Origin of the sequence: Rheinheimera baltica, from assembly GCF_030731985.1 — a bacterium.
In the GTDB taxonomy this organism is placed as follows: Bacteria; Pseudomonadota; Gammaproteobacteria; order Enterobacterales; family Alteromonadaceae; genus Alishewanella; species Alishewanella baltica.
The window spans coordinates 270,805-289,045 of sequence record NZ_JAPJDY010000005.1 but is presented as its reverse complement, the minus strand read 5'-3'; the positions used below and the strand labels follow the sequence as shown (position 1 = coordinate 289,045).

Annotated in this window: 17 protein-coding genes; 12 read left to right on the top strand and 5 right to left on the bottom strand. The window is 45.0% G+C overall.

The window, feature by feature from the left end; genetic code table 11:
- Window positions 1-26: 26 nt before the first annotated feature.
- Entirely contained in the window at window positions 27-1,223 is a 1,197-nt protein-coding gene (locus ORJ00_RS10770) for an amino acid aminotransferase (RefSeq protein ID WP_027671567.1), read from the top strand.
- A gap of 41 nt (window positions 1,224-1,264) precedes the next feature.
- Here the strand turns inward: ORJ00_RS10770 and ORJ00_RS10765 are convergent, their stop codons facing one another.
- The gene (locus ORJ00_RS10765) at window positions 1,265-2,101 is read right to left on the bottom strand and encodes an alpha/beta fold hydrolase (protein WP_306139830.1); all 837 of its coding nucleotides are present in this window, start codon (window positions 2,099-2,101) and stop codon (window positions 1,265-1,267) included.
- Window positions 2,102-2,813: 712 nt separating this feature from the next.
- Here ORJ00_RS10765 and ORJ00_RS10760 point away from each other — a divergent pair.
- On the top strand, window positions 2,814-3,167 hold the full coding sequence (locus ORJ00_RS10760; protein WP_027671569.1) for a VOC family protein: 354 nt from the start codon (window positions 2,814-2,816) through the stop codon (window positions 3,165-3,167).
- Window positions 3,168-3,244: 77 nt separating this feature from the next.
- Here ORJ00_RS10760 and ORJ00_RS10755 read toward each other — a convergent pair whose 3' ends face one another.
- On the bottom strand, window positions 3,245-3,517 hold the full coding sequence (locus ORJ00_RS10755; RefSeq protein WP_305976614.1) for a hypothetical protein: 273 nt from the start codon (window positions 3,515-3,517) through the stop codon (window positions 3,245-3,247).
- A gap of 311 nt (window positions 3,518-3,828) precedes the next feature.
- Between ORJ00_RS10755 and ORJ00_RS10750 the strand changes: the two genes are divergently transcribed.
- Entirely contained in the window at window positions 3,829-4,530 is a 702-nt protein-coding gene (locus ORJ00_RS10750; RefSeq protein ID WP_306139829.1) for a substrate-binding periplasmic protein, read from the top strand.
- Window positions 4,531-4,564: 34 nt separating this feature from the next.
- On the opposite strand, the gene ettA is transcribed toward ORJ00_RS10750, so the two are convergent.
- The gene (gene ettA / locus ORJ00_RS10745; RefSeq protein WP_027671572.1) at window positions 4,565-6,226 is read right to left on the bottom strand and encodes an energy-dependent translational throttle protein EttA; all 1,662 of its coding nucleotides are present in this window, start codon (window positions 6,224-6,226) and stop codon (window positions 4,565-4,567) included.
- A gap of 158 nt (window positions 6,227-6,384) precedes the next feature.
- Here ettA and ORJ00_RS10740 point away from each other — a divergent pair, with 158 nt between their 5' ends.
- Window positions 6,385-6,738, top strand: coding sequence for a DUF2750 domain-containing protein (locus ORJ00_RS10740; RefSeq protein ID WP_027671573.1), 354 nt, complete (start codon window positions 6,385-6,387; stop codon window positions 6,736-6,738).
- A 95-nt stretch (window positions 6,739-6,833) separates the two neighbouring features.
- On the top strand, window positions 6,834-7,523 hold the full coding sequence (gene folE / locus ORJ00_RS10735) for a GTP cyclohydrolase I FolE (protein ID WP_306139827.1): 690 nt from the start codon (window positions 6,834-6,836) through the stop codon (window positions 7,521-7,523).
- 61 nt (window positions 7,524-7,584) lie between these two features.
- Here folE and metE read toward each other — a convergent pair whose 3' ends face one another.
- Window positions 7,585-9,852 (bottom strand): 5-methyltetrahydropteroyltriglutamate--homocysteine S-methyltransferase, encoded by a 2,268-nt coding sequence (metE, locus tag ORJ00_RS10730; RefSeq protein ID WP_306139826.1) that lies wholly within the window; start codon window positions 9,850-9,852, stop codon window positions 7,585-7,587.
- A 107-nt stretch (window positions 9,853-9,959) separates the two neighbouring features.
- Here metE and ORJ00_RS10725 point away from each other — a divergent pair, with 107 nt between their 5' ends.
- Window positions 9,960-10,844 carry a LysR substrate-binding domain-containing protein gene (locus ORJ00_RS10725; RefSeq protein WP_027671967.1) on the top strand — a complete coding sequence of 295 codons (885 nt, stop codon included), beginning with the start codon at window positions 9,960-9,962 and terminating at the stop codon, window positions 10,842-10,844.
- 151 nt (window positions 10,845-10,995) lie between these two features.
- Window positions 10,996-11,814, top strand: a complete 819-nt coding sequence (locus ORJ00_RS10720) for a substrate-binding periplasmic protein (RefSeq protein WP_306139825.1) — start codon at window positions 10,996-10,998, stop codon at window positions 11,812-11,814.
- On the opposite strand, the gene mutH is transcribed toward ORJ00_RS10720, so the two are convergent.
- A complete protein-coding gene (gene mutH / locus ORJ00_RS10715; protein ID WP_370304642.1) occupies window positions 11,811-12,491 on the bottom strand; it encodes a DNA mismatch repair endonuclease MutH in 681 nt (226 codons plus the stop codon). The two genes, ORJ00_RS10720 and mutH, sit on opposite strands and share 4 nt — an antisense overlap.
- A 371-nt stretch (window positions 12,492-12,862) precedes the next feature.
- On the opposite strand from mutH, the gene rppH reads away from it, so the two are divergent.
- The 5 genes from rppH (at window position 12,863) to ORJ00_RS10690 (ending at window position 18,182) form a co-directional block, all read left to right on the top strand.
- Window positions 12,863-13,369: an RNA pyrophosphohydrolase gene (rppH, locus tag ORJ00_RS10710; protein ID WP_027671970.1), complete on the top strand. Its 507-nt coding sequence runs from the start codon at window positions 12,863-12,865 to the stop codon at window positions 13,367-13,369.
- Between the two features lie 39 nt (window positions 13,370-13,408).
- Window positions 13,409-15,667 (top strand): phosphoenolpyruvate--protein phosphotransferase, encoded by a 2,259-nt coding sequence (ptsP, locus tag ORJ00_RS10705; protein WP_306139824.1) that lies wholly within the window; start codon window positions 13,409-13,411, stop codon window positions 15,665-15,667.
- A gap of 63 nt (window positions 15,668-15,730) precedes the next feature.
- Complete coding sequence (locus tag ORJ00_RS10700) at window positions 15,731-16,525, top strand: sulfite exporter TauE/SafE family protein (RefSeq protein WP_306139823.1); 795 nt, start codon at window positions 15,731-15,733, stop codon at window positions 16,523-16,525.
- An 8-nt stretch (window positions 16,526-16,533) separates the two neighbouring features.
- The gene (gene lgt, locus ORJ00_RS10695; RefSeq protein WP_306139822.1) at window positions 16,534-17,352 is read left to right on the top strand and encodes a prolipoprotein diacylglyceryl transferase; all 819 of its coding nucleotides are present in this window, start codon (window positions 16,534-16,536) and stop codon (window positions 17,350-17,352) included.
- Complete coding sequence (locus ORJ00_RS10690) at window positions 17,349-18,182, top strand: thymidylate synthase (RefSeq protein WP_306139821.1); 834 nt, start codon at window positions 17,349-17,351, stop codon at window positions 18,180-18,182. Before lgt ends, ORJ00_RS10690 begins: the two co-directional genes overlap by 4 nt.
- Window positions 18,183-18,241 lie beyond the last annotated feature (59 nt).

Here is an 18,241-nt window from a genome sequence, read left to right as displayed (position 1 = left end):
TGCAACTTTAATTCAGGTAGAACCTTATGTTTGCTCAGTTACAACCGGTGGCCACCGATCCCATCCTAGGCTTGATGGCAGCGTACAAAGAAGATACTAACCCAAACAAAGTTGACCTTGGTGTTGGTGTGTATAAAGACGAGCAGGGCCACACTGCAGTGCTTAAATGTGTGAAAGAAGCTGAAGCGCTGCGGCTAAAAAATGAAGACAGTAAAACGTACATCGGCATGGCGGGTGACTTAGGTTTTAATAACCATATTGAAAAACTGGCATTTGGTGTTGGACATAAAGCATTGTTGGCCAACCGCATTACTACCGCACATACCCCTGGCGGTACCGGTGCACTTCGTGTTGCCGCTGAGTTTATTAAAAAAGCGAACCCAAATGCAACAATTTGGGTAACCAGCCCAACCTGGGCGAATCATATTTCCATGTTTAAAGCCGCGGGTCTCAATGTAAAGGAATATACGTACTATGACTACGCAACTAAAGGCCTGAACGAAGAGGCGATGTTTGCTGATTTAGCTACTGTGCCCGCGGGTGATGTGGTACTGGTACATGCCTGTTGCCATAACCCCAGTGGTATGGATTTAACCTTTGCTCAGTGGCAGCGTTTTACTGATATTGCTAATGAACGTGGATTTACGCCGCTAGTTGATATGGCATACCAAGGTTTTGGTTCAGGTCTGGATGAAGACGCAAAAGGCTTACGTTATCTTGCTGACAACGTCGAAGAGATGTTGTTGTGCAGTTCCTGCTCGAAAAACTTCGGTTTATACCGTGAGCGAATCGGTGCTGTGTCAATTATGTCGGCAGACAGCAAGGTGATGGAAATTACCCGGGTTAATTTGCTAAGTGTGGTACGCAGTATTTATTCGATGCCACCTGCGCATGGTGCTATTGTTGTGGCGAATATTCTTGATAGTACTGAGCTAACAGCGTTATGGCATCAAGAGCTGGCAGAAATGCGTGATCGTATTAACAACTATCGCCAATTGATCATCGACAAATTAGCCGGTGAAGGCGTACAGCAGGACTTTAGTTTTATTACACGACAGCATGGCATGTTTAGCTTTTTGGGCATAGATAAAGCGCAAATTGCCCGCTTACGCAGTGAGTTTAGCATTTATATGGTTGATTCAAGCCGTGTAAGCATTGCAGGCTTGAACCATAGCAACATTGATTACTTTGCTAAATCAGTTGCTACAGTGTTGCAAGGCTAACAAAGTGCTAACTGAAAAAACCGCAGCGCACTGCGGTTTTTTTATGCCCGTAAAAAGTGCTTTATGGCGGTAGCGACGTCAGCGGGTTGTGACATATGGCAGTGATGGCCACCTGTTGCCCATACCAGTTGCAGGTTTGAAAAATATTCAGCCTGAAAGGCCTGGGAAGCAAAGGGGCCGTCTTTTGCCAGTACCGCCAATACAGGGCACTTTACCGCTAGCATTAGCGCTTGTGCTTGTTCTGGTGTTAAACGGTAGACTGAACGTTGGCGTAGCCGCATGTCTGCCCGCCAGGTAACACCTGCTGTTGTCGCGACAGCGCCGCGCTCAGTTAATATCATCGCTTCGTTTAAGCTAAAGTCGCTCTGGCGTTGGCGTGCTGCTGCCGCATCAACGAATGACGCATAATAGGGTTTGCCGGAAGCCGGCTTTAAGCGTGATGTTATGCCTTCTCTGAGTTGCTTAGCACTATGCTCAGGGGCGTCAGTAACAAAGCCTATACTGTCTATCAAAATAATTTTTGCTACAAGCTCTGGAAACGCTGCTGCCAATGCTGTGGCGACCATCCCACCCATTGAGTGGCCTATAATGGTCAGTTGTTGCCAGTTTTGTTGCCGGCAAATTGTAACCACGTCTTGTACCCAGTCAAAAAAATAATAGTAAGCATCAGTTCCACGATGCTTAGAGTGACCATGGCCCGGAAAATCAATAGCCACCAGTGGCACATCATCCATCTGATGAGCAAGCGGTATAAAACTGGCGGCATTATCTAGCCAGCCATGTAAACACAATACAGGTTGGCGATTGATATCAAGGACAAAATTGCTTATTGCAGCAATACCCGCAGCGTCGCCTGATAACGGATACTGAAACTTCATGTAAGCCTTCTTTAATCGGATACCAAATATCGGTGATAAACGGTATCACAGCTTCGGCAATTGAGATATTGCTATTGCCTGTATTTATGACGCAATAGACTCGGCTTATAATGGCTTGTTTAGTGGTTTATAGATTAGAATAACTAACCATAATTGTGCCGATGTTAAACGGGGTTAAATCGCACGGCATAGCACTTTTACGTTAACTAACCTTAACAATCCTGCATAAATCTTTATAATTAATGCATAATAATGATTTTTAGTTGGCGGGTCGTATATTCTTTCGCCAATGCAGTTTGAACTGAAAATGAATTTAATATTTAAATTGCATTAGAAAAATTAATGCTTTGGTTGTAATTTATCTCGTTCGTGCTCAGTGTGAAAAATAGGCATAATGCGCAGCATATAGCCACAGCGCAAACACAGAGGTAAATATGAGCACGTTAAATACAGCCGCCACTAAACAGAACTTGACCGCGAGGCGCAGTAATGTAATTGCTCGTGCATTATTTGTACGAAAGCTAAATAAATTGCTGAGCCTGATGGGCCGTGCATTAAACACTGCGGCAATGTCCGTTAGCAAATAACGCTTACCAGGTTTCATCCAGAAAAGCCACGCGTCCCCAACCCGCGTGGCTTTTCTACTTCTGCTGCTTGTTCCAACGATTCGCTTGCATTAGAGTAACAATGATTACAGCGGGGAGATGAAATAATGACAGGGCATGAAAACATAAACTATATAGAATTTCCTGCGGCTGATTTGAGCGCCACTAAACAGTTTTACAACAAAGTATTTGGCTGGGTGTTTGCAGATTACGGCCCGGACTACATCGCTTTTGCTAATTCAGGTGTGGATGGTGGCTTTTACCGCTCAGATAAGACATCGTCTGTAGCTAACGGGGCGGCTCTGGTAGTGTTATACAGCAAAGATTTAATCAAGACTGAACAACGTATAGTTGCATCAGGCGGCAAAATTATTAAACCGGTATTTTCTTTTCCGGGAGGAAAACGGTTCCATTTCTCTGACCCAAGTGGTAATGAATTAGCCGTATGGTCTGAGCAGTAATAAGAAGATGTAATAAGAGATCGCTTACGCAACAGTAACTGCGTAAGCGATATGCTGAGTACTGCATTGAATATCTCTTATTCGTCATCTGTATCTTTTTTGTCTGCCTGTAGTGGTGCTTCTGTTTGTGTCACGCTTTGTTCTGCTAACACCGCGCCGGCAGAAAATAGCAATTCTGTCGTCGTGTTCTCTAGCGCCAACTTGGCTTGTAGTTTTATGTTTTTCCCCAGTTCAGCCAGTTGACTCGTTACTACCTCAGTCAGTTCTTCTGTAATGCTGCTCGCTTGTGCTGGTGAAGCTAAATTGACAGCAAACACGGTGGCCAAGGTTAATGCAGTTAATGTTTTCATTTTGTGATCCTTAATTACCATTTGATTAAATAACACTGAACCTATTTCAAGCTGCGTGCCAATTGTTTTTATTAATTTAAGTATCTGAAATTAAATGATTATTATTTTTTTGTGTAGGATTTTTTGGTAGGGCGGTTCACCTTGATATTATATTTTTGGTGAAAATGACTAAAAGTTAGTGAAAATTTTTTTGCAAATTTCAAGTGTGGCACTGCAGGGGATTTGCGCTATGATTCAATGATTATGCAGGCATGATGTAGGCTAGAATGTTAAAAGCGTTGTTGATGGTTTTTAGTTGCTGCTGTCTTTATGTGCAGGCCCAAACACTTGCCCCAATTCGGGTAGTGACTGAATATTCACCACCGCACCAAACCCTGGTTCAAGGCGAAGTTAGCGGGCTAAGTACGGAGTTGGTACTTGCTATCTTAGCAGAAGCGGGGGTTAGCGCGACAATTGAGATGTTCCCCTGGGCCAGGGCATTTAATATTGCACGTAGCCAACCTAATGTATTGATTTACAATATGGCCCGTACGCCAGAGCGCGAAGAACAATTTCACTGGTTAGGCACAGTTGCAGCGTATCAACTTGGTTTTGTTGGCCTCAGTCATCGACAAGACATTACTATCACGTCATTGGATGATGCACTGGCATTTACTATAGCCGTACAACGAGACGATCTCTCGGCAAATTTTTTGCTTCAACAGGGTTTCGAACTTGGCGTGCAACTGGTGTTGGTTGCCGACATTAGCGAATCTTGGCAATTATTACGCAACGGTAAGGTTGATCTTATTATTGATGATGCCGTTGCGCTTAATGATATGGTAGCAAAGCTGGATCTGCCACAATCGTCTATCCGATTCGTTTATGCTATCCCACAGCTTAAGCAGCAAACCTGGCTGGCAGCAAGTTTAGCAACCTCGCCTGAACTTATTAACGCAATAAAGTTTGCCCACAAGAAAATTGCACTCTCACCGCGATATCATCAGATTATGTCGTCTTCTTATCGTGAGTAAAATAAAACCGCCCGCAATTGCGGGCGGTAGTGGGTTAGATTTTTTTATATTTAATACGATGCGGCTCTAACGCATCGGCACCATATGTCGCTTTTAGCCAGGCTTCATAGTCAGAATAGTTGCCTTCAAAGAAGTTAACGTTGCCTTCATCACGGTAATCAAGAATATGCGTTGCAATGCGGTCGAGGAACCAACGGTCGTGCGATATCACCATGGCACAGCCCGGGAAATCCAGCAGGGCATTTTCCAGCGCTCGCAGCGTTTCAACATCCAAGTCATTGGTAGGTTCATCCAGCAGCAACATATTACCGCCAGCTTTTAATAACGCCGCTAAATGCACACGATTTCGCTCACCACCGGATAATTCACCGATAAACTTTTGTTGATCGTTACCTTTAAAATTAAAGCGACCCACATAAGCACGACTAGGAATTTGGAAACTGCCAATTTGTAGCATGTCCTGACCGTTAGAAATCTCCTGCCAGACGGTATTTTTAGGGTTCATACTGTCGCGGAATTGGTCAACACTGGCCAGTTGCACGGTGTCACCGACACTGATATCACCTGAGTCTGCTTGTTCGGTGCCGCTGATCATTTTAAATAACGTTGATTTACCGGCGCCGTTCGGGCCGATGATGCCAACTATGGCACCTTTGGGCATGCTAAAGCTTAAATTGTCTATTAATAAGCGTTCGCCAAAAGACTTACGCAGATTAGTCACTTCCAGCACTTTGTCTCCCAAGCGAGGGCCTGGTGGAATAAACAGTTCGTTAGTTTCATTACGTTTTTGAAACTCCTGGCTTTGCAGTTCTTCAAACCGTGCCATCCGGGCTTTACTTTTAGCATGGCGGCCTTTTGGATTCGTGCGCACCCATTCCAATTCTTGTTTAATGGAGCGTTGACGGGCATTTTCTGTTTTCTCTTCTTGCTGCAAACGCGCATCTTTTTGCTCTAACCAAGAGGAATAGTTACCTTCCCAGGGAATACCATAACCGCGGTCTAACTCGAGGATCCAACCAGCAACATTATCCAGGAAGTAACGGTCGTGGGTAATGGCCACAACAGTACCCGGATAGTCGTGCAGGAAACGTTCTAACCAAGCAACAGACTCAGCATCAAGGTGGTTAGTCGGTTCGTCCAGCAGTAGCATGTCAGGACGTTCTAACAGTAAACGACAAATGGCTACGCGGCGGCGTTCACCCCCTGACAGATGCTCGATTTTGGCATCCCAGGGCGGCAGACGCAGCGCATCTGCGGCGCGCTCTAAGGTATTATCCAGGTTATGACCTTCTTTGGCCTGAATTAACGCCTCCAGCTCACCTTGTTCTCGGGCCAGGGCATCAAAATCGGCGTTTTCCTCGGCATAGGCGGCATAAACTTGATCTAATCGCGCTAAAGCATCTTTTACATCACTGACGGCTTCTTCAACGATTTCACGCACGGTTTTACTGGTATCTAACACCGGTTCTTGTGGCAAATAACCAATTTTAGTGCCTGCCAACGGGCGGGCTTCACCTTCAAATTCGGTATCAACACCGGCCATAATACGTAGTAAGGTAGATTTACCAGAACCGTTTAAACCCAACACGCCAATTTTGGCACCCGGGAAAAACGACAGCGAAATGTCTTTTAATATTGTGCGTTTAGGGGGAACCACCTTCGAAACGCGATACATCGAGTAGATATATTGAGCCATAATAATACGCTTATTTTTGCCTGAATTAGTGCGGTTAATTGTACGTTATTTTCGCAGAACAGGGAAAGGCGGCAACGCGCAGATTAAGATAAAACTCGCTTTTGAGCGCTGCTTTCTGGTCTAATAGCACTAATACTTTACCTGGGGTGAAAATCATTATGAGTCAGTTTGCACAAGATCCAAGTTTTCAGCGTTTCGTAGAAGAAGCCAAAACCCACGGTGTGGTTTATGTGTTGGCCGACGGCGAAGATTTGTTGGTTGTAGAGTCCGTTGAATTTGAGGACACTGACGTCATGCCGTTTTGGTCTGATGAAGCATCAGCGATAGCGCACTGCTCAGAAGAGTGGGCGGTTTATAAGCCAGAAGCTATTCCGCTAAATGTGTTTTGTGACGGTTGGCTTAAAGAAATGTACGATGATGGCGTTTTAATTGGTACAAACTGGGACGAGAGCCTTAATGGGCCTGAAGTTGAACCGCGCGAACTGCTTGAAGCTTTGTCATTAGTACAATAATCCTGCCGCAAGCTCTGCTCTGAGTTTTGACCTTTCGGAGCAGTTATTTTGCATAAAAATAGCAAAAAAAAGACAATCCCCGTAAACTATCGGCAATGGCGACACGTACTATGGTGATTGAAGCCGGGTTGGATAAAGTTATGTTACCAGATGAAGCAATATTGGTTCGCAGTGCGTTAGAAGCTCAAGGGTTAGAAACCCCGATGCTCGATAACGGTATGTCTCGTGACCAAAAATACGACAAAATTAACGCGCTGATGACTGAAGTTGTTACAACACTTGGGCTAGACCTTAGTGATGACAGCCTACGCGAAACACCGCATCGCATTGCAAAAATGTATGTTGACGAGATTTTTGGTGGCTTAGATTACGCCAACTTCCCTAAAATTGCGCTTATCGATAATAAGATGCAGGTAAAGGAAATGGTAAAAGTGAAAGACATCAGCTTTACCAGCACCTGCGAGCATCACTTTGTCACTATTGATGGCAGTGCGACGGTAGCTTACATTCCTGAAAAACGTATAATTGGTTTATCCAAAATCAACCGTATTGTTCGTTTTTTCGCTAAGCGCCCACAGGTACAGGAACGTTTGACGCAACAAATTCTGGTGGCATTACAAACTTTACTGCAAACACCCAATGTGGCGGTAACGATGGAAGCCGTGCATTACTGTGTGAAATCACGTGGCGTGATGGATGTAAATTCTAAAACACAAACAACAGCACTTGGTGGCACGTTTAAAGATGACGGACGTACCCGTGCAGAATTCTTAGCGCGATATTAATTTCGAATGTTTGCATTTAAAAAAGGCGCCGTGTGGCGCCTTTTTTGTCGATGTTAATTGCTTACAATAGCTCGGTACGTAGTTCCTTACAGGCTTTCACCATGTTGGCCAGCGCCGTGCGTGTTTCGTTCCAGCCTCGCGTTTTCAAGCCACAATCCGGATTAACCCATAACCGTTGTAATGGGATTTTTTCAGCCGCTTTGTAGATAAGTTGCTTCATCCAACTTACGCTGGGGACATTGGGCGAATGAATGTCATACACGCCCGGACCAATCTCATTAGGATAATCGAAGTGCTCAAACGCATTGAGCAACTCCATATTGGAACGCGACGTTTCAATGGTTATAACATCAGCATCCATTGCTGCAATTGACGCAATGATGTCGTTAAATTCGCTATAGCACATATGCGTGTGTATTTGTGTGGTGCTGTTTATATCGCGGCAGCTTAGTTTAAATGCTGCAACAGCCCAGTCGAGATAGTGCTGCCACTGACTATGTTTTAACGGTAACCCCTCGCGAAACGCGGGTTCATCAATTTGAATAATATTGATGCCGGCCTCTTGCAGATCTTTTACCTCTTCGGCCAGTGCTAAACTCAGTTGTAAGGCGATATCTGCGCGGCTAATATCCTCGCGTGGGAATGACCATCCCAGCAGTGTTACTGGACCAGTAAGCATACCTTTTACCGGCTTATCTGTGAGAGATTGGGCATAGCGCGTCCAGCTTACGGTCATAGCTTGTGGCCTGCTGATATCGCCGATTATAACCGGGGGTTTTACACAGCGTGAGCCATAGCTTTGTACCCAGCCAAACTGAGTAAATGTATAACCTTCCAGCAGCTCACCAAAGTATTCCACCATGTCGTTGCGCTCAGCTTCACCGTGCACTAATACATCTAAGCCGATTTGCTCTTGCTCTAGTATGGCAAGTTGAATGTGTTGTTCAATTTGCCCCTGATAGGTGGCTTGGTCAATTTTGCCGGTCTTTACTGCCAAGCGGCTTTGACGGATCTCTGCTGTTTGCGGAAATGAACCAATGGTGGTGGTGGGAAGCAATGGCAGTGAAAAGTGTTGCTGTTGTGCCTGCTGACGCACAGGGTAGGGCTGGGCACGATCGGTGCTTTGTAGTTTTAATGCTGCAACAGCCTGTTGTACCGCCGGATTTTGTACCCGGCTTGATGCTTGACGAGCCTGAATGCTTTGGCTGTAGCAGACAATCTTATCTAGCTGATCTGTTAACAGCGCCTGTTTCAACAGCGCCAGTTCCTGGCATTTTTGTTTAGCAAATGCAAACCAGCTGCGGATTTCGTCATCCAGCCGGGTTTCCAGATCCAGATCTACCGGGCTGTGCAACAACGAGCAACTGGGCGCTAGCCACAGGTTATTGCCTCGCGCCTGATACACTGGTTTGAGGGTATGAAAAGCGCTAAGCAAGTCGGTACGCCAGATATTACGGCCATTAATAACACCGGCAGATAATACCCAATGCGCAGGTATCGCCTGATGCAGTGCCGCCAGATCGCTTTGCTCGGCAATTAAATCTACATGAATACCGTCAATCGGTAAGGCAGACAATGCAGGTAAATAGTGACCTATATCACCGAAGTATGTTGCCATCAGTAGCTTTACGCTACCTTTGTCCAGCTGCTGATAGCTGCTTAGTAATGCCTGTAACCATTCATCATCCAGTTCCAGTGCCAGTATAGGTTCGTCAAGTTGCAACCACGTGATATCGAGCCGTTCAAGTTGCTGCAGAATGCGCTGATATACATTTAAAAGTTTTGGCAACAATGTAAGTTTATTGCTGTCATCTGTGGTTTTACCCAAATACAAAAAGGTAAGTGGTCCTATTAATACCGGCTTTGCATTAACACCGGCTTGCTTGGCTTCTGTTATTTGCTCGAACCAAAATTTATCGCAAAGCGTAAACTCTTGGTCTTTAGTGAACTCCGGTACGATATAGTGATAGTTCGTGTTAAACCATTTTGTCATGTCACTGGCTGCGGCCGGTTTTCCTTTCGGTGCGCGTCCGCGAGCAATTCTAAACTGGGTATCAAGGTCAATGTTGTTAACACCATTTTGGTGGCGTTCAGGCACAACACCCAGTAGCAAAGACGTTGTTAAAATATGATCATACCAGGCGAAATCACCCACGGGGATCAGGTCGACCCCGGCATCTTTTTGCAATTGCCAATGCGTTTGGCGTAGCTCGGCACCCGTTTGTAGCAGTTGTTGTTGGTTTATATCACCTTGCCAATAGGCTTCCAGCGCCCGTTTTAATTCACGTTTGGCACCAATTCGTGGAAATCCTAAGTTATGTGTTTGCATTTTACGCTCCTCTTGTGGACATCTAGAAGTTTACATGTCTATGATCGGGCGTTATGCTGTGTAACGCAAATGAAAATAATTCCGCAACCAAATGAAGAATCTTCAACATGATAGAAATAAAACATTTACGCACGGTTCGAGCGTTATTTGACACTGGCTCTGTTCAAGCCGCGGCAAACATGTTGTGTGTTACACAGTCGGCACTATCTCATCAGCTCAAAGAGCTGGAACACCGGGTTGGTTCAGTGTTGTTTGAACGCAAAACACAGCCGGTACAATTTTCTCATGCGGGTGAATTATTGCTTAAATTAGCACGCAAAGTATTGCCTGCTGTCGATGAAGTAACTGAGCAACTTAAGGCTGGAAATGACGACACCCAAGCACTGCAATTATGTGTTGAATGCCATGCTTGCTTTCACTGGTTGTTGCCTGCTGTGCGGCATTTTAATGCCCAACCTAATCTCCCTGCGGTAGAGTTCGTCCCGTTTATAGAACATAACGCTATAGAGGCGTTATTGCATCAGCAGCTTGATGTTGTGCTAACCACAGATATTCGCATGACGGAGCAAGTGAGCTTTCATCATTTATTTGATATGGAGTTGCGTTTGCTGTTGAGCCCTGATCATGCGCTAGCAAATTGTACTTACATCAAGCCAGCTCAGTTAATCAGTGAAACGTTGTTGAGTTATCCCGTACCTGTGGCTCGACAGGATGTGTTTCGGCATTTTTTAGCTGAGACTGATTTTAAAGGTAAGGTAAAACCTGTGGCACAAGGCAGTCAAATTTTACAGCTGGTTGCCGCAGGGCAGGGGATTGCTGTGATGCCATCCTGGATGGCACAGCCTTACCAGCAGCAAGGGTTAATCTGCTCTATCGCGTTAGGACCAGAAGGGCTTCGGCGGCCTATGTACCTTGCCTGTCGACAAGCTCAGCTGAGCAGTAGTATTAAGGCCCTAACACTAAGCATCCGACAGTTTTCACCGGTAGGTTAAGCTAGCCCTAACTTGGGCCTTTTACAGGAAATGTCGTATTTTTATCAGTAATTTAGCCAGCGGTTGGTTGCTTTATCCGCTTAATTAAGCAGCAGAATTTTAAGTTATACACTAAGCTTTGAATCATATAAGCAATGCCTCGAGGTGTAAGATGCGATTTTATATGATGTTAATCATTGCAGTATCCGTGTTTCTACTAAGTTGTAAACCTGCTGAACAAGCTCAAACAGTCGTACCGCAATCTGTTGCTGGTGATGATGCGGTGGCAAAGACAAACTGTGAGTTAACCTTTGGCATGGATGCATGGGAGCCCTATCAATATATGTCGGTAGGCAATAAAGCTGCAGGCCTTGATGTTGAGTTGGTGGAGGCCATCACGTCTTCAATGGGCTGTGATCTTAATGTGGTGCAGGGCAGCTGGGTAGAATTACTTTCATTATTAAAAAACGGTGACGTTGACTTTGTGCTGGGGGCGTCAAAAACGCAAGAGCGAGAGTCCTTTGCGTATTTCTCAGAACCTTACCGTCAAGAACGCTTTCAATTATATGTGCGAAAAAATGCGGAGCATCCGGCATACGCTGATTTAAAAGCTTTTGTTGATGCAGGGCACAAAGTTGGTGTAGTTAACGAATATTATTACGGTGATGAAGTTGCTGCGCTGTATGCTGATGAAACACGACGTACGCAGTTTGTCGGCGCCATTATTAGCGAGCTTAATATGGCGCGCTTACTGGATGAAGAGATTGATGGTTTGCTGGAGGACAGTTTTGTTGGTGCGTCAATTTTACGTCGTAAAGGTTTAGACAAATACATTCAGCCGCACAGCATTAGCTTAGGTCAATCTGATGTGTTCGTTATGTTTAGTAAGGCGTCGGTACAAGAAGATCAGGTACAGCAGTTTAATGTCGAGTTAGCACAATTGCGCGCTGATGGTCGATATAACCGTATTGTGGAAAAATATAGCCACTAAAGCAGGTTGAACTGTTGCTTTAATAAGCTCGCTGTAAAGCTGGCTTTAAGATAAAACCCTCTGGGTAAGGTGCGAATTGGTTCGCCATTTGCACCTATTGCATTAGTCATTGCTTTACTGTTAGCCGCCTTGGGCCTAAGTTGTAGTAGCTTACCTTGAGCGCCTTTGATATCGGCAATGCCGCCTAGGGTTATCTTTTCCATCAGTTCTTCCCAGTCTTGCTGCAATGCCTGTTGCTGTATAGTGGATGGTTGCCATAAAAACGGTGTGCCAATCATGCGCTCTGCTAATGGAATATGGCGTTCAGCCAAAATCGGCACCCATAACACATGTTGCAATTTGCGACATACCCATGACTCATGCCATTGCAGCCCTGCAACACCCGTTAAGGGCGCGACGCAAACATAGGTGCTTTCTAAAGGTTTGCCGCATTGATCAATTGGTAAGGTTTTTAATTCTACGGCCAGATGTGGAAAATCAGGTTCTGCTTTTGAACCTGCCGTCGCACCAAGTACCTGTTCAAGTAATTGGCCAACCCATCCTTTGTCTTTTTTAAGATTTTCAGGCACTGGTATTGAAAGCTGTGTAGCAATTTGTCCCAGTGACAAACCTGCCAGAGCCTGACTTCGCGTTGTTAATTCGGACAATGATGCTGGAGAAGTGAACATATTAGTCATATTAAATGGCTGTAACGACACGCTAGCATTTTTCGGACCTTTTGGCTGCTTAAAAACGCAGCAAACTGACTTACGCACAGCACAATGATAAGTTTTTCAAAGCTGAATTTAATATAAATTTATGATTTATATCGTTTTTGTTTATGTTTTTGATGTGCTTAAACACTAATCGATTAACTTATTCAGTGTTTTAATTGTGCTTGTGCACAGTTTTATCAACACATCCTGTGAAAAAGTGCACATTGTGCTGTGCTTAATATGCAATGTTGTGGATAAGTCTGTAAAAGGTGTGCTGAAAATACCGTTTGCCCAAGTCCCGACTTTATGAAAGAATCTTTTACATATTGTTTTAAGATCCGCCAGAGGTTTGTGTGATCGATGCCGAAGGTTTTCGGGCCAATGTCGGCATAGTGATTTGTAACCACCAGGGACAGGTGTTTTGGGCAAAACGATATGGTCAGCATTCCTGGCAATATCCACAGGGTGGCATTGATGATGGGGAAACGCCAGAACAAGCTATGTTTCGCGAGTTACATGAAGAGGTTGGCCTTACCGCTGCGGATGTGGAAATAATCGCCACAACGAAGCATTGGTTAAGGTATAAACTGCCAAAACGACTTATTCGCAAAGACAGTAACCCGGTGTGTATTGGCCAGAAGCAAAAATGGTTTTTGCTGCGTCTGACCTGCGCTGACGAAGATGTAAACTTACTTAAAACCACTCACCCAGAGTTTGATAGCTGGCGTTGGGTTAGTTATTGGTATCCTGTACGGCAGGTTGTTGCCTTTAAGCGGGAAGTTTATCGAAAAGTCATGAAAGAATTTGCTCCTATCGCTTTGCCGTTTATCCGCCGCGAAGGCAAGAAAAAGAATTATTAAAGCAGGTTGACAATTAGCTAGACTGAAAAAGAGGCTCTTATGTTAGGCCAGTTAAGGCGAATTGTTCAGGATGTAGCACAAGAGCCAGTGCTTCAAAGTGCGCTAGCTGGCTTAGTGACTAGCATAAAACAAGCATTGGTTACCGAATGTTGTTCGGTATACCTTGCTAATTATGAACAGCAGCATTTTATGTTGATGGCAACCGATGGTCTTAACCGAGATGCTATTGGTAATATTGCTATTGGTTTTTCCGAAGGTTTGATTGGCTGGGTTGGACAACGCGAAGAACCCATTAATTTAGCTAAAGCCCATTTACACCCGCGCTTTAAAGTTACACCTGAAGTTAGCGAGGATCGTTTTTCCGCCTTCTTAGGCTGCCCTATTATTCACCATCGTAAAGTCTTAGGTGTGCTGACTATTCAGCAAGCGGCAGAGCGGGTGTTTAACGAAGATGAAGAGTCCTTTCTGGTTACGCTGGCTGCACAACTTGCATCCGTTTTGGCTAATGCAGAAATGCGTCAAGCCGCCAGTGAAAGTAGCCCAAGTCAAATTCAAACAGGCCAACTTAAAGGTTTACCTGGCTCACCAGGCATTGCAATTGGCCAAGCCTATGTATTACAACCTGCCAATGATTTTAATGCCATTTCGCTCAAGCGAGCCGATGATCCTGAAAAAGAGTTAGCGCATTTTTATCGCGCCGTAAAAATTACAAAAGCAGAGTTTAATCGTTTGGCTGAGCGAATGAGTGGGCATTTGCCACCCGATGCATTAGCCATTTTCGATGTGTATCACCAGCTACTTGATGCGGCGAGTTTAGGCCGCGAAATAGAGCAACAAATAGCGGAAGGATGGTGTGCTAAAAGTGCTCTTAAACGGGTAGTCGAGAAGTTTGCCCGTCAGTTTGATGATATGGACGATGCGTATTTGCGTGAACGGGGCACGGATATTCGTGATCTTGGCCAGCGGGTACTTAACAACCTTCTTGATACCGAGCAACGTAAAATTAAATTGCCACAGCAAGTTGTATTGGTGGCAGAAAATGTCACCGCGACCATGTTGGCGGAAGTTCCCAGAGAGCAGTTAGTTGCTATTGTTTCGTTAAAGGGCTCGGTAAATTCGCATGCCGCGATAATGGCGCGTGCTTTAGGAATTCCCGCAGTGATGGGGGTTAATGAGCTACCGTTATTACATTGGCAAGGACAACGGTTAATTGTTGATGGTTATCAGGGGCATATATTACTATCGCCGGTTGAAGCGATATGCCAAGAGTACCAGCGATTAATTAGCGAAGATGCCGAGCTAAACGCGCGCTATTTAGCTGAAATAGCTAAGCCGTCACAATCAGCGTGTGGAAGTGCGTTTAATTTGATGGTGAACTCTGGCCTGGCGATAGAGCTGGAAACAACCAACCCCGAATATACCGGCGGTGTGGGACTGTATCGTACAGAGTTTCCTTTCATTATGCGTAGCCGGTTTCCTACCGAGCAAGAGCAAATAGAACTGTACCGAAAGGTGCTGGAGTGCTATCCCGATAAGCCTGTCATCATGCGTACCTTAGATGTTGGCGGCGATAAAGCATTACCCTATTTTAGTATCATTGAAGAAAACCCTTTTTTAGGTTGGCGCGGCATTCGCCTGACACTGGATCATCCGGAAATATTTTTAGTTCAAATTCGCGCTATGTTAAAAGCGAATCTGGCGTTGAATAATCTGCATATTTTATTGCCCATGATTTCGGATCTAGCCGAGGTTGATGAGTCAATCCGGTTAATCAAGCAAGCTAGTTTTGAAGTCAGTGATGAGCTTTGCATTGAATTGCCAAAGCCTAAAATTGGCGTAATGATTGAAGTACCCTCTATTATTTATCAGCTACCTGAATTAGCTCAGAAAGTTGACTTTTGTTCTGTCGGTACCAACGACCTTACCCAATATTTATTAGCGGTTGATCGCAATAATCCCCGCGTAGCTGGCCTGTATGATGCAATGCATCCTGCCGTGCTACGAGCGTTATATCAATTAGCACAGCAAGCCAAAGGTTTGCAGTTCCCAGTAAGTGTGTGTGGCGAGCTAGCTGGTGAAGCCTCGGGTGTGCTGTTGCTGGCGGCGATGGGATACAGTAGCTTTAGTATGAATAGTAGTAATCTGGCGAAAATAAAATGGTTACTGCGTAGAGTTGAAATGTCTGAATTAGCCTTGTTGTTACCTGAGGTGCTGGCATGCCAATCGGCCCGGCAAGTAAGACAACACACGCAACGTTTTTTGGATCAAAAACATCTTTTAAGCCAACTGCGAGCTTAACTCAATGCAGCGATGTCGTCGTCTCTGGTATAATGCACTTCTTATTGGTATGACGGGATCTTTGTGTTAAGCATTTTTGCTATTACGTTATTGCTGGGGGTTCTGGTAGGGTTTCTTGCTGGTATGTTGGGTATTGGTGGCGGTTTGATTATTGTACCCGCACTGGTTATGCTACTGCCAGCTTTTGGTATTGTACCGGCAGATCAGGCGATTGTTGTTGCAATTGCCACTTCTTTGGCGTCAGTTATTATTACGGCAACCTCCTCTGTAGCTGCGCATCATCGTTTGGAAAATGTTCCCTGGAATATTGCCAGTACAGTTATGGTAGGCGCCGCTGTTGGTGCCTGGGCTGTTGGCTATTTGGCTCACAATATCGATGCTGGCGTATTGCAAATGATTTTTGGTTGCGCGGTGTTGCTGCTAGCGCTTCGGATGCTTGGTTCTCGCGCTGCAGTGGGCAAGCGGCCATTGCCAGGTAAATTACCCACCATGACAATATCTGCCGTGCTAGGTGGTGTTGCCAGTTTGTTGGGCATTGGCGGCGGTGCGTTATTTGTGCCAATGCTAAACTATTTTTCTTTGGATATGCGCCGCGCCATTGGCGTTGCAGCGGCCAGTGGAATAGCCATTGCCATATTTGGCTCTCTTGGCTATGTTGTTGCTGGTTGGCAGCACTATCAATTAACAGATGGATTTATTGGGTACATTTATATGCCCGCGGCTTTAGGCATTGTTACAACATCGGTATTTACTGCGCCTTTGGGGGCTAAACTAGTACAGCACCTTCCTGTGCTGACAATTAAACGCATTTTTGGCATTTTCATGCTGTTGGTCTCGGCGAAGATGATTTTGAGTTAAGGGTTGTTATGTCCACAAGTTATATTACGTTTCCGCAAATTGATCCGATTATTTTCTCTGTAGGGCCAATCAGTTTACGCTGGTATGGCTTAATGTATCTGGTTGCTTTTGGCCTGGCATGGTGGTTGGCTAACAGAGCGGCAAGTAAGCCTAACTCAGGTTGGACAGAACAACAGGTCAGCGACTTGCTGTTTATCGGATTTTTGGGTGTTGTCCTTGGTGGGCGTATTGGCTATGTTTTGTTTTATCAGTTTGACCACTTTTTAACGGACCCGTTGTATTTATTTAAAATATGGACTGGTGGTATGTCGTTTCATGGCGGCTTACTTGGGGTATTAACCGCAATGGCGTGGTTTGCCAGAAAAAATAATAAAGCGTATCTGCAGTTAGGCGATTTTGTTGCTCCCCTTATTCCACTTGGCTTGGCAGCAGGGCGCTTAGGCAATTTTATTAATGCAGAGCTTTGGGGACGCACTACAGATGTGCCCTGGGCCGTATTATTCCCAGGCGCTGGGCCTTCTCCCCGGCATCCCTCGCAGTTGTATGAGTTTGCGCTTGAAGGTGTGGTGTTGTTTTTACTGATTATGCTTTACCGCCGTTTTAGTCCGCCGGTAGGGGCGTTGGGCGGTTTGTTTCTTGCCGGATACGGCAGCGCCCGCTTTTTTGTTGAGTTTTATCGTGAGCCAGATGCACATCTTGGTGTGTTATCAGCAGGTATGTCGATGGGGCAATGGTTGTCATTACCTATGATCATTATTGGTATCGGTTTAATTACATTTGCCTATGTTAACAACGCTAAAACCCCTAAACAGGTAGTAAAAGAATGAAGCAGTATCTCGATCTGATGCGGCATGTATTAGAGCATGGCCATAAGAAAACCGATAGAACTGGTACCGGCACTATTAGCGTGTTTGGCTATCAAATGCGTTTTAATTTGCAGCAGGGCTTTCCGCTTGTAACGACAAAAAAATGTCATTTGCGTTCTATAATTCACGAGTTACTGTGGTTTTTAAAAGGTGAAACCAATATTGGTTATCTGAAAGATAATGGGGTGTCTATTTGGGATGAATGGGCAACAGAGTCGGGCGAGCTTGGCCCGGTATATGGCGCGCAATGGCGCAGTTGGCAAGCCGCAGATGGCACAGTAATCGATCAAATCAGCCAACTTATCAATGACATTAAGCGTACTCCCGATTCTCGTCGCTTGATTGTTAGTGCCTGGAATCCGGCGGTACTACCTGATACGTCAATATCTCCAAGACAAAACGCACAACTGGGTAAGCAAGCACTACCGCCTTGCCATACGTTATTTCAGTTTTATGTTATTGACGGCAAGTTGTCATGTCAGTTGTATCAGCGCAGTGCAGACATTTTTCTTGGTGTACCGTTTAACATTGCCAGCTATGCCTTGCTAACGTTGATGGTGGCGCAGGTATGTGACTTACAACCGGGTGATTTTGTGCATACCTTTGGTGATGCTCATCTTTATCTCAATCATCTTGAACAGGTAAATACCCAGCTTGCAAGAGAGCCTTATCCTATGCCAACAATGCAGTTAAATCCTGACGTAAAAGATATTTTTGCGTTTACCATCGACGATTTTACCTTGCATGGTTATCAAGCACATCCTCACATTAAAGCGCCGGTGGCCATTTAACGTCAAAAGCTTGCCTTTAATTTTGGCCTGTATTTTGCTTAAGTAAAACAGGTCAAAAT

What these genes read in the sequence shown, in the direction of transcription:
- folE (WP_306139827.1), top strand. Translation starts at nt 6,834, where the DNA reads ATGGCGACACGTACTATGGTGATTGAAGCCGGGTTGGATAAAGTTATG.
- ORJ00_RS10765 (WP_306139830.1), bottom strand. Translation starts at nt 2,101, where the DNA reads ATGAAGTTTCAGTATCCGTTATCAGGCGACGCTGCGGGTATTGCTGCA.
- mutH (WP_370304642.1), bottom strand. Translation starts at nt 12,491, where the DNA reads ATGACTAATATGTTCACTTCTCCAGCATCATTGTCCGAATTAACAACG.
- ORJ00_RS10690 (WP_306139821.1), top strand. Translation starts at nt 17,349, where the DNA reads ATGAAGCAGTATCTCGATCTGATGCGGCATGTATTAGAGCATGGCCAT.
- ORJ00_RS10740 (WP_027671573.1), top strand. Translation starts at nt 6,385, where the DNA reads ATGAGTCAGTTTGCACAAGATCCAAGTTTTCAGCGTTTCGTAGAAGAA.
- ORJ00_RS10770 (WP_027671567.1), top strand. Translation starts at nt 27, where the DNA reads ATGTTTGCTCAGTTACAACCGGTGGCCACCGATCCCATCCTAGGCTTG.
- ORJ00_RS10755 (WP_305976614.1), bottom strand. Translation starts at nt 3,517, where the DNA reads ATGAAAACATTAACTGCATTAACCTTGGCCACCGTGTTTGCTGTCAAT.
- ptsP (WP_306139824.1), top strand. Translation starts at nt 13,409, where the DNA reads ATGTTAGGCCAGTTAAGGCGAATTGTTCAGGATGTAGCACAAGAGCCA.
- ORJ00_RS10725 (WP_027671967.1), top strand. Translation starts at nt 9,960, where the DNA reads ATGATAGAAATAAAACATTTACGCACGGTTCGAGCGTTATTTGACACT.
- ettA (WP_027671572.1), bottom strand. Translation starts at nt 6,226, where the DNA reads ATGGCTCAATATATCTACTCGATGTATCGCGTTTCGAAGGTGGTTCCC.
- ORJ00_RS10720 (WP_306139825.1), top strand. Translation starts at nt 10,996, where the DNA reads ATGCGATTTTATATGATGTTAATCATTGCAGTATCCGTGTTTCTACTA.
- ORJ00_RS10760 (WP_027671569.1), top strand. Translation starts at nt 2,814, where the DNA reads ATGACAGGGCATGAAAACATAAACTATATAGAATTTCCTGCGGCTGAT.
- lgt (WP_306139822.1), top strand. Translation starts at nt 16,534, where the DNA reads ATGTCCACAAGTTATATTACGTTTCCGCAAATTGATCCGATTATTTTC.
- metE (WP_306139826.1), bottom strand. Translation starts at nt 9,852, where the DNA reads ATGCAAACACATAACTTAGGATTTCCACGAATTGGTGCCAAACGTGAA.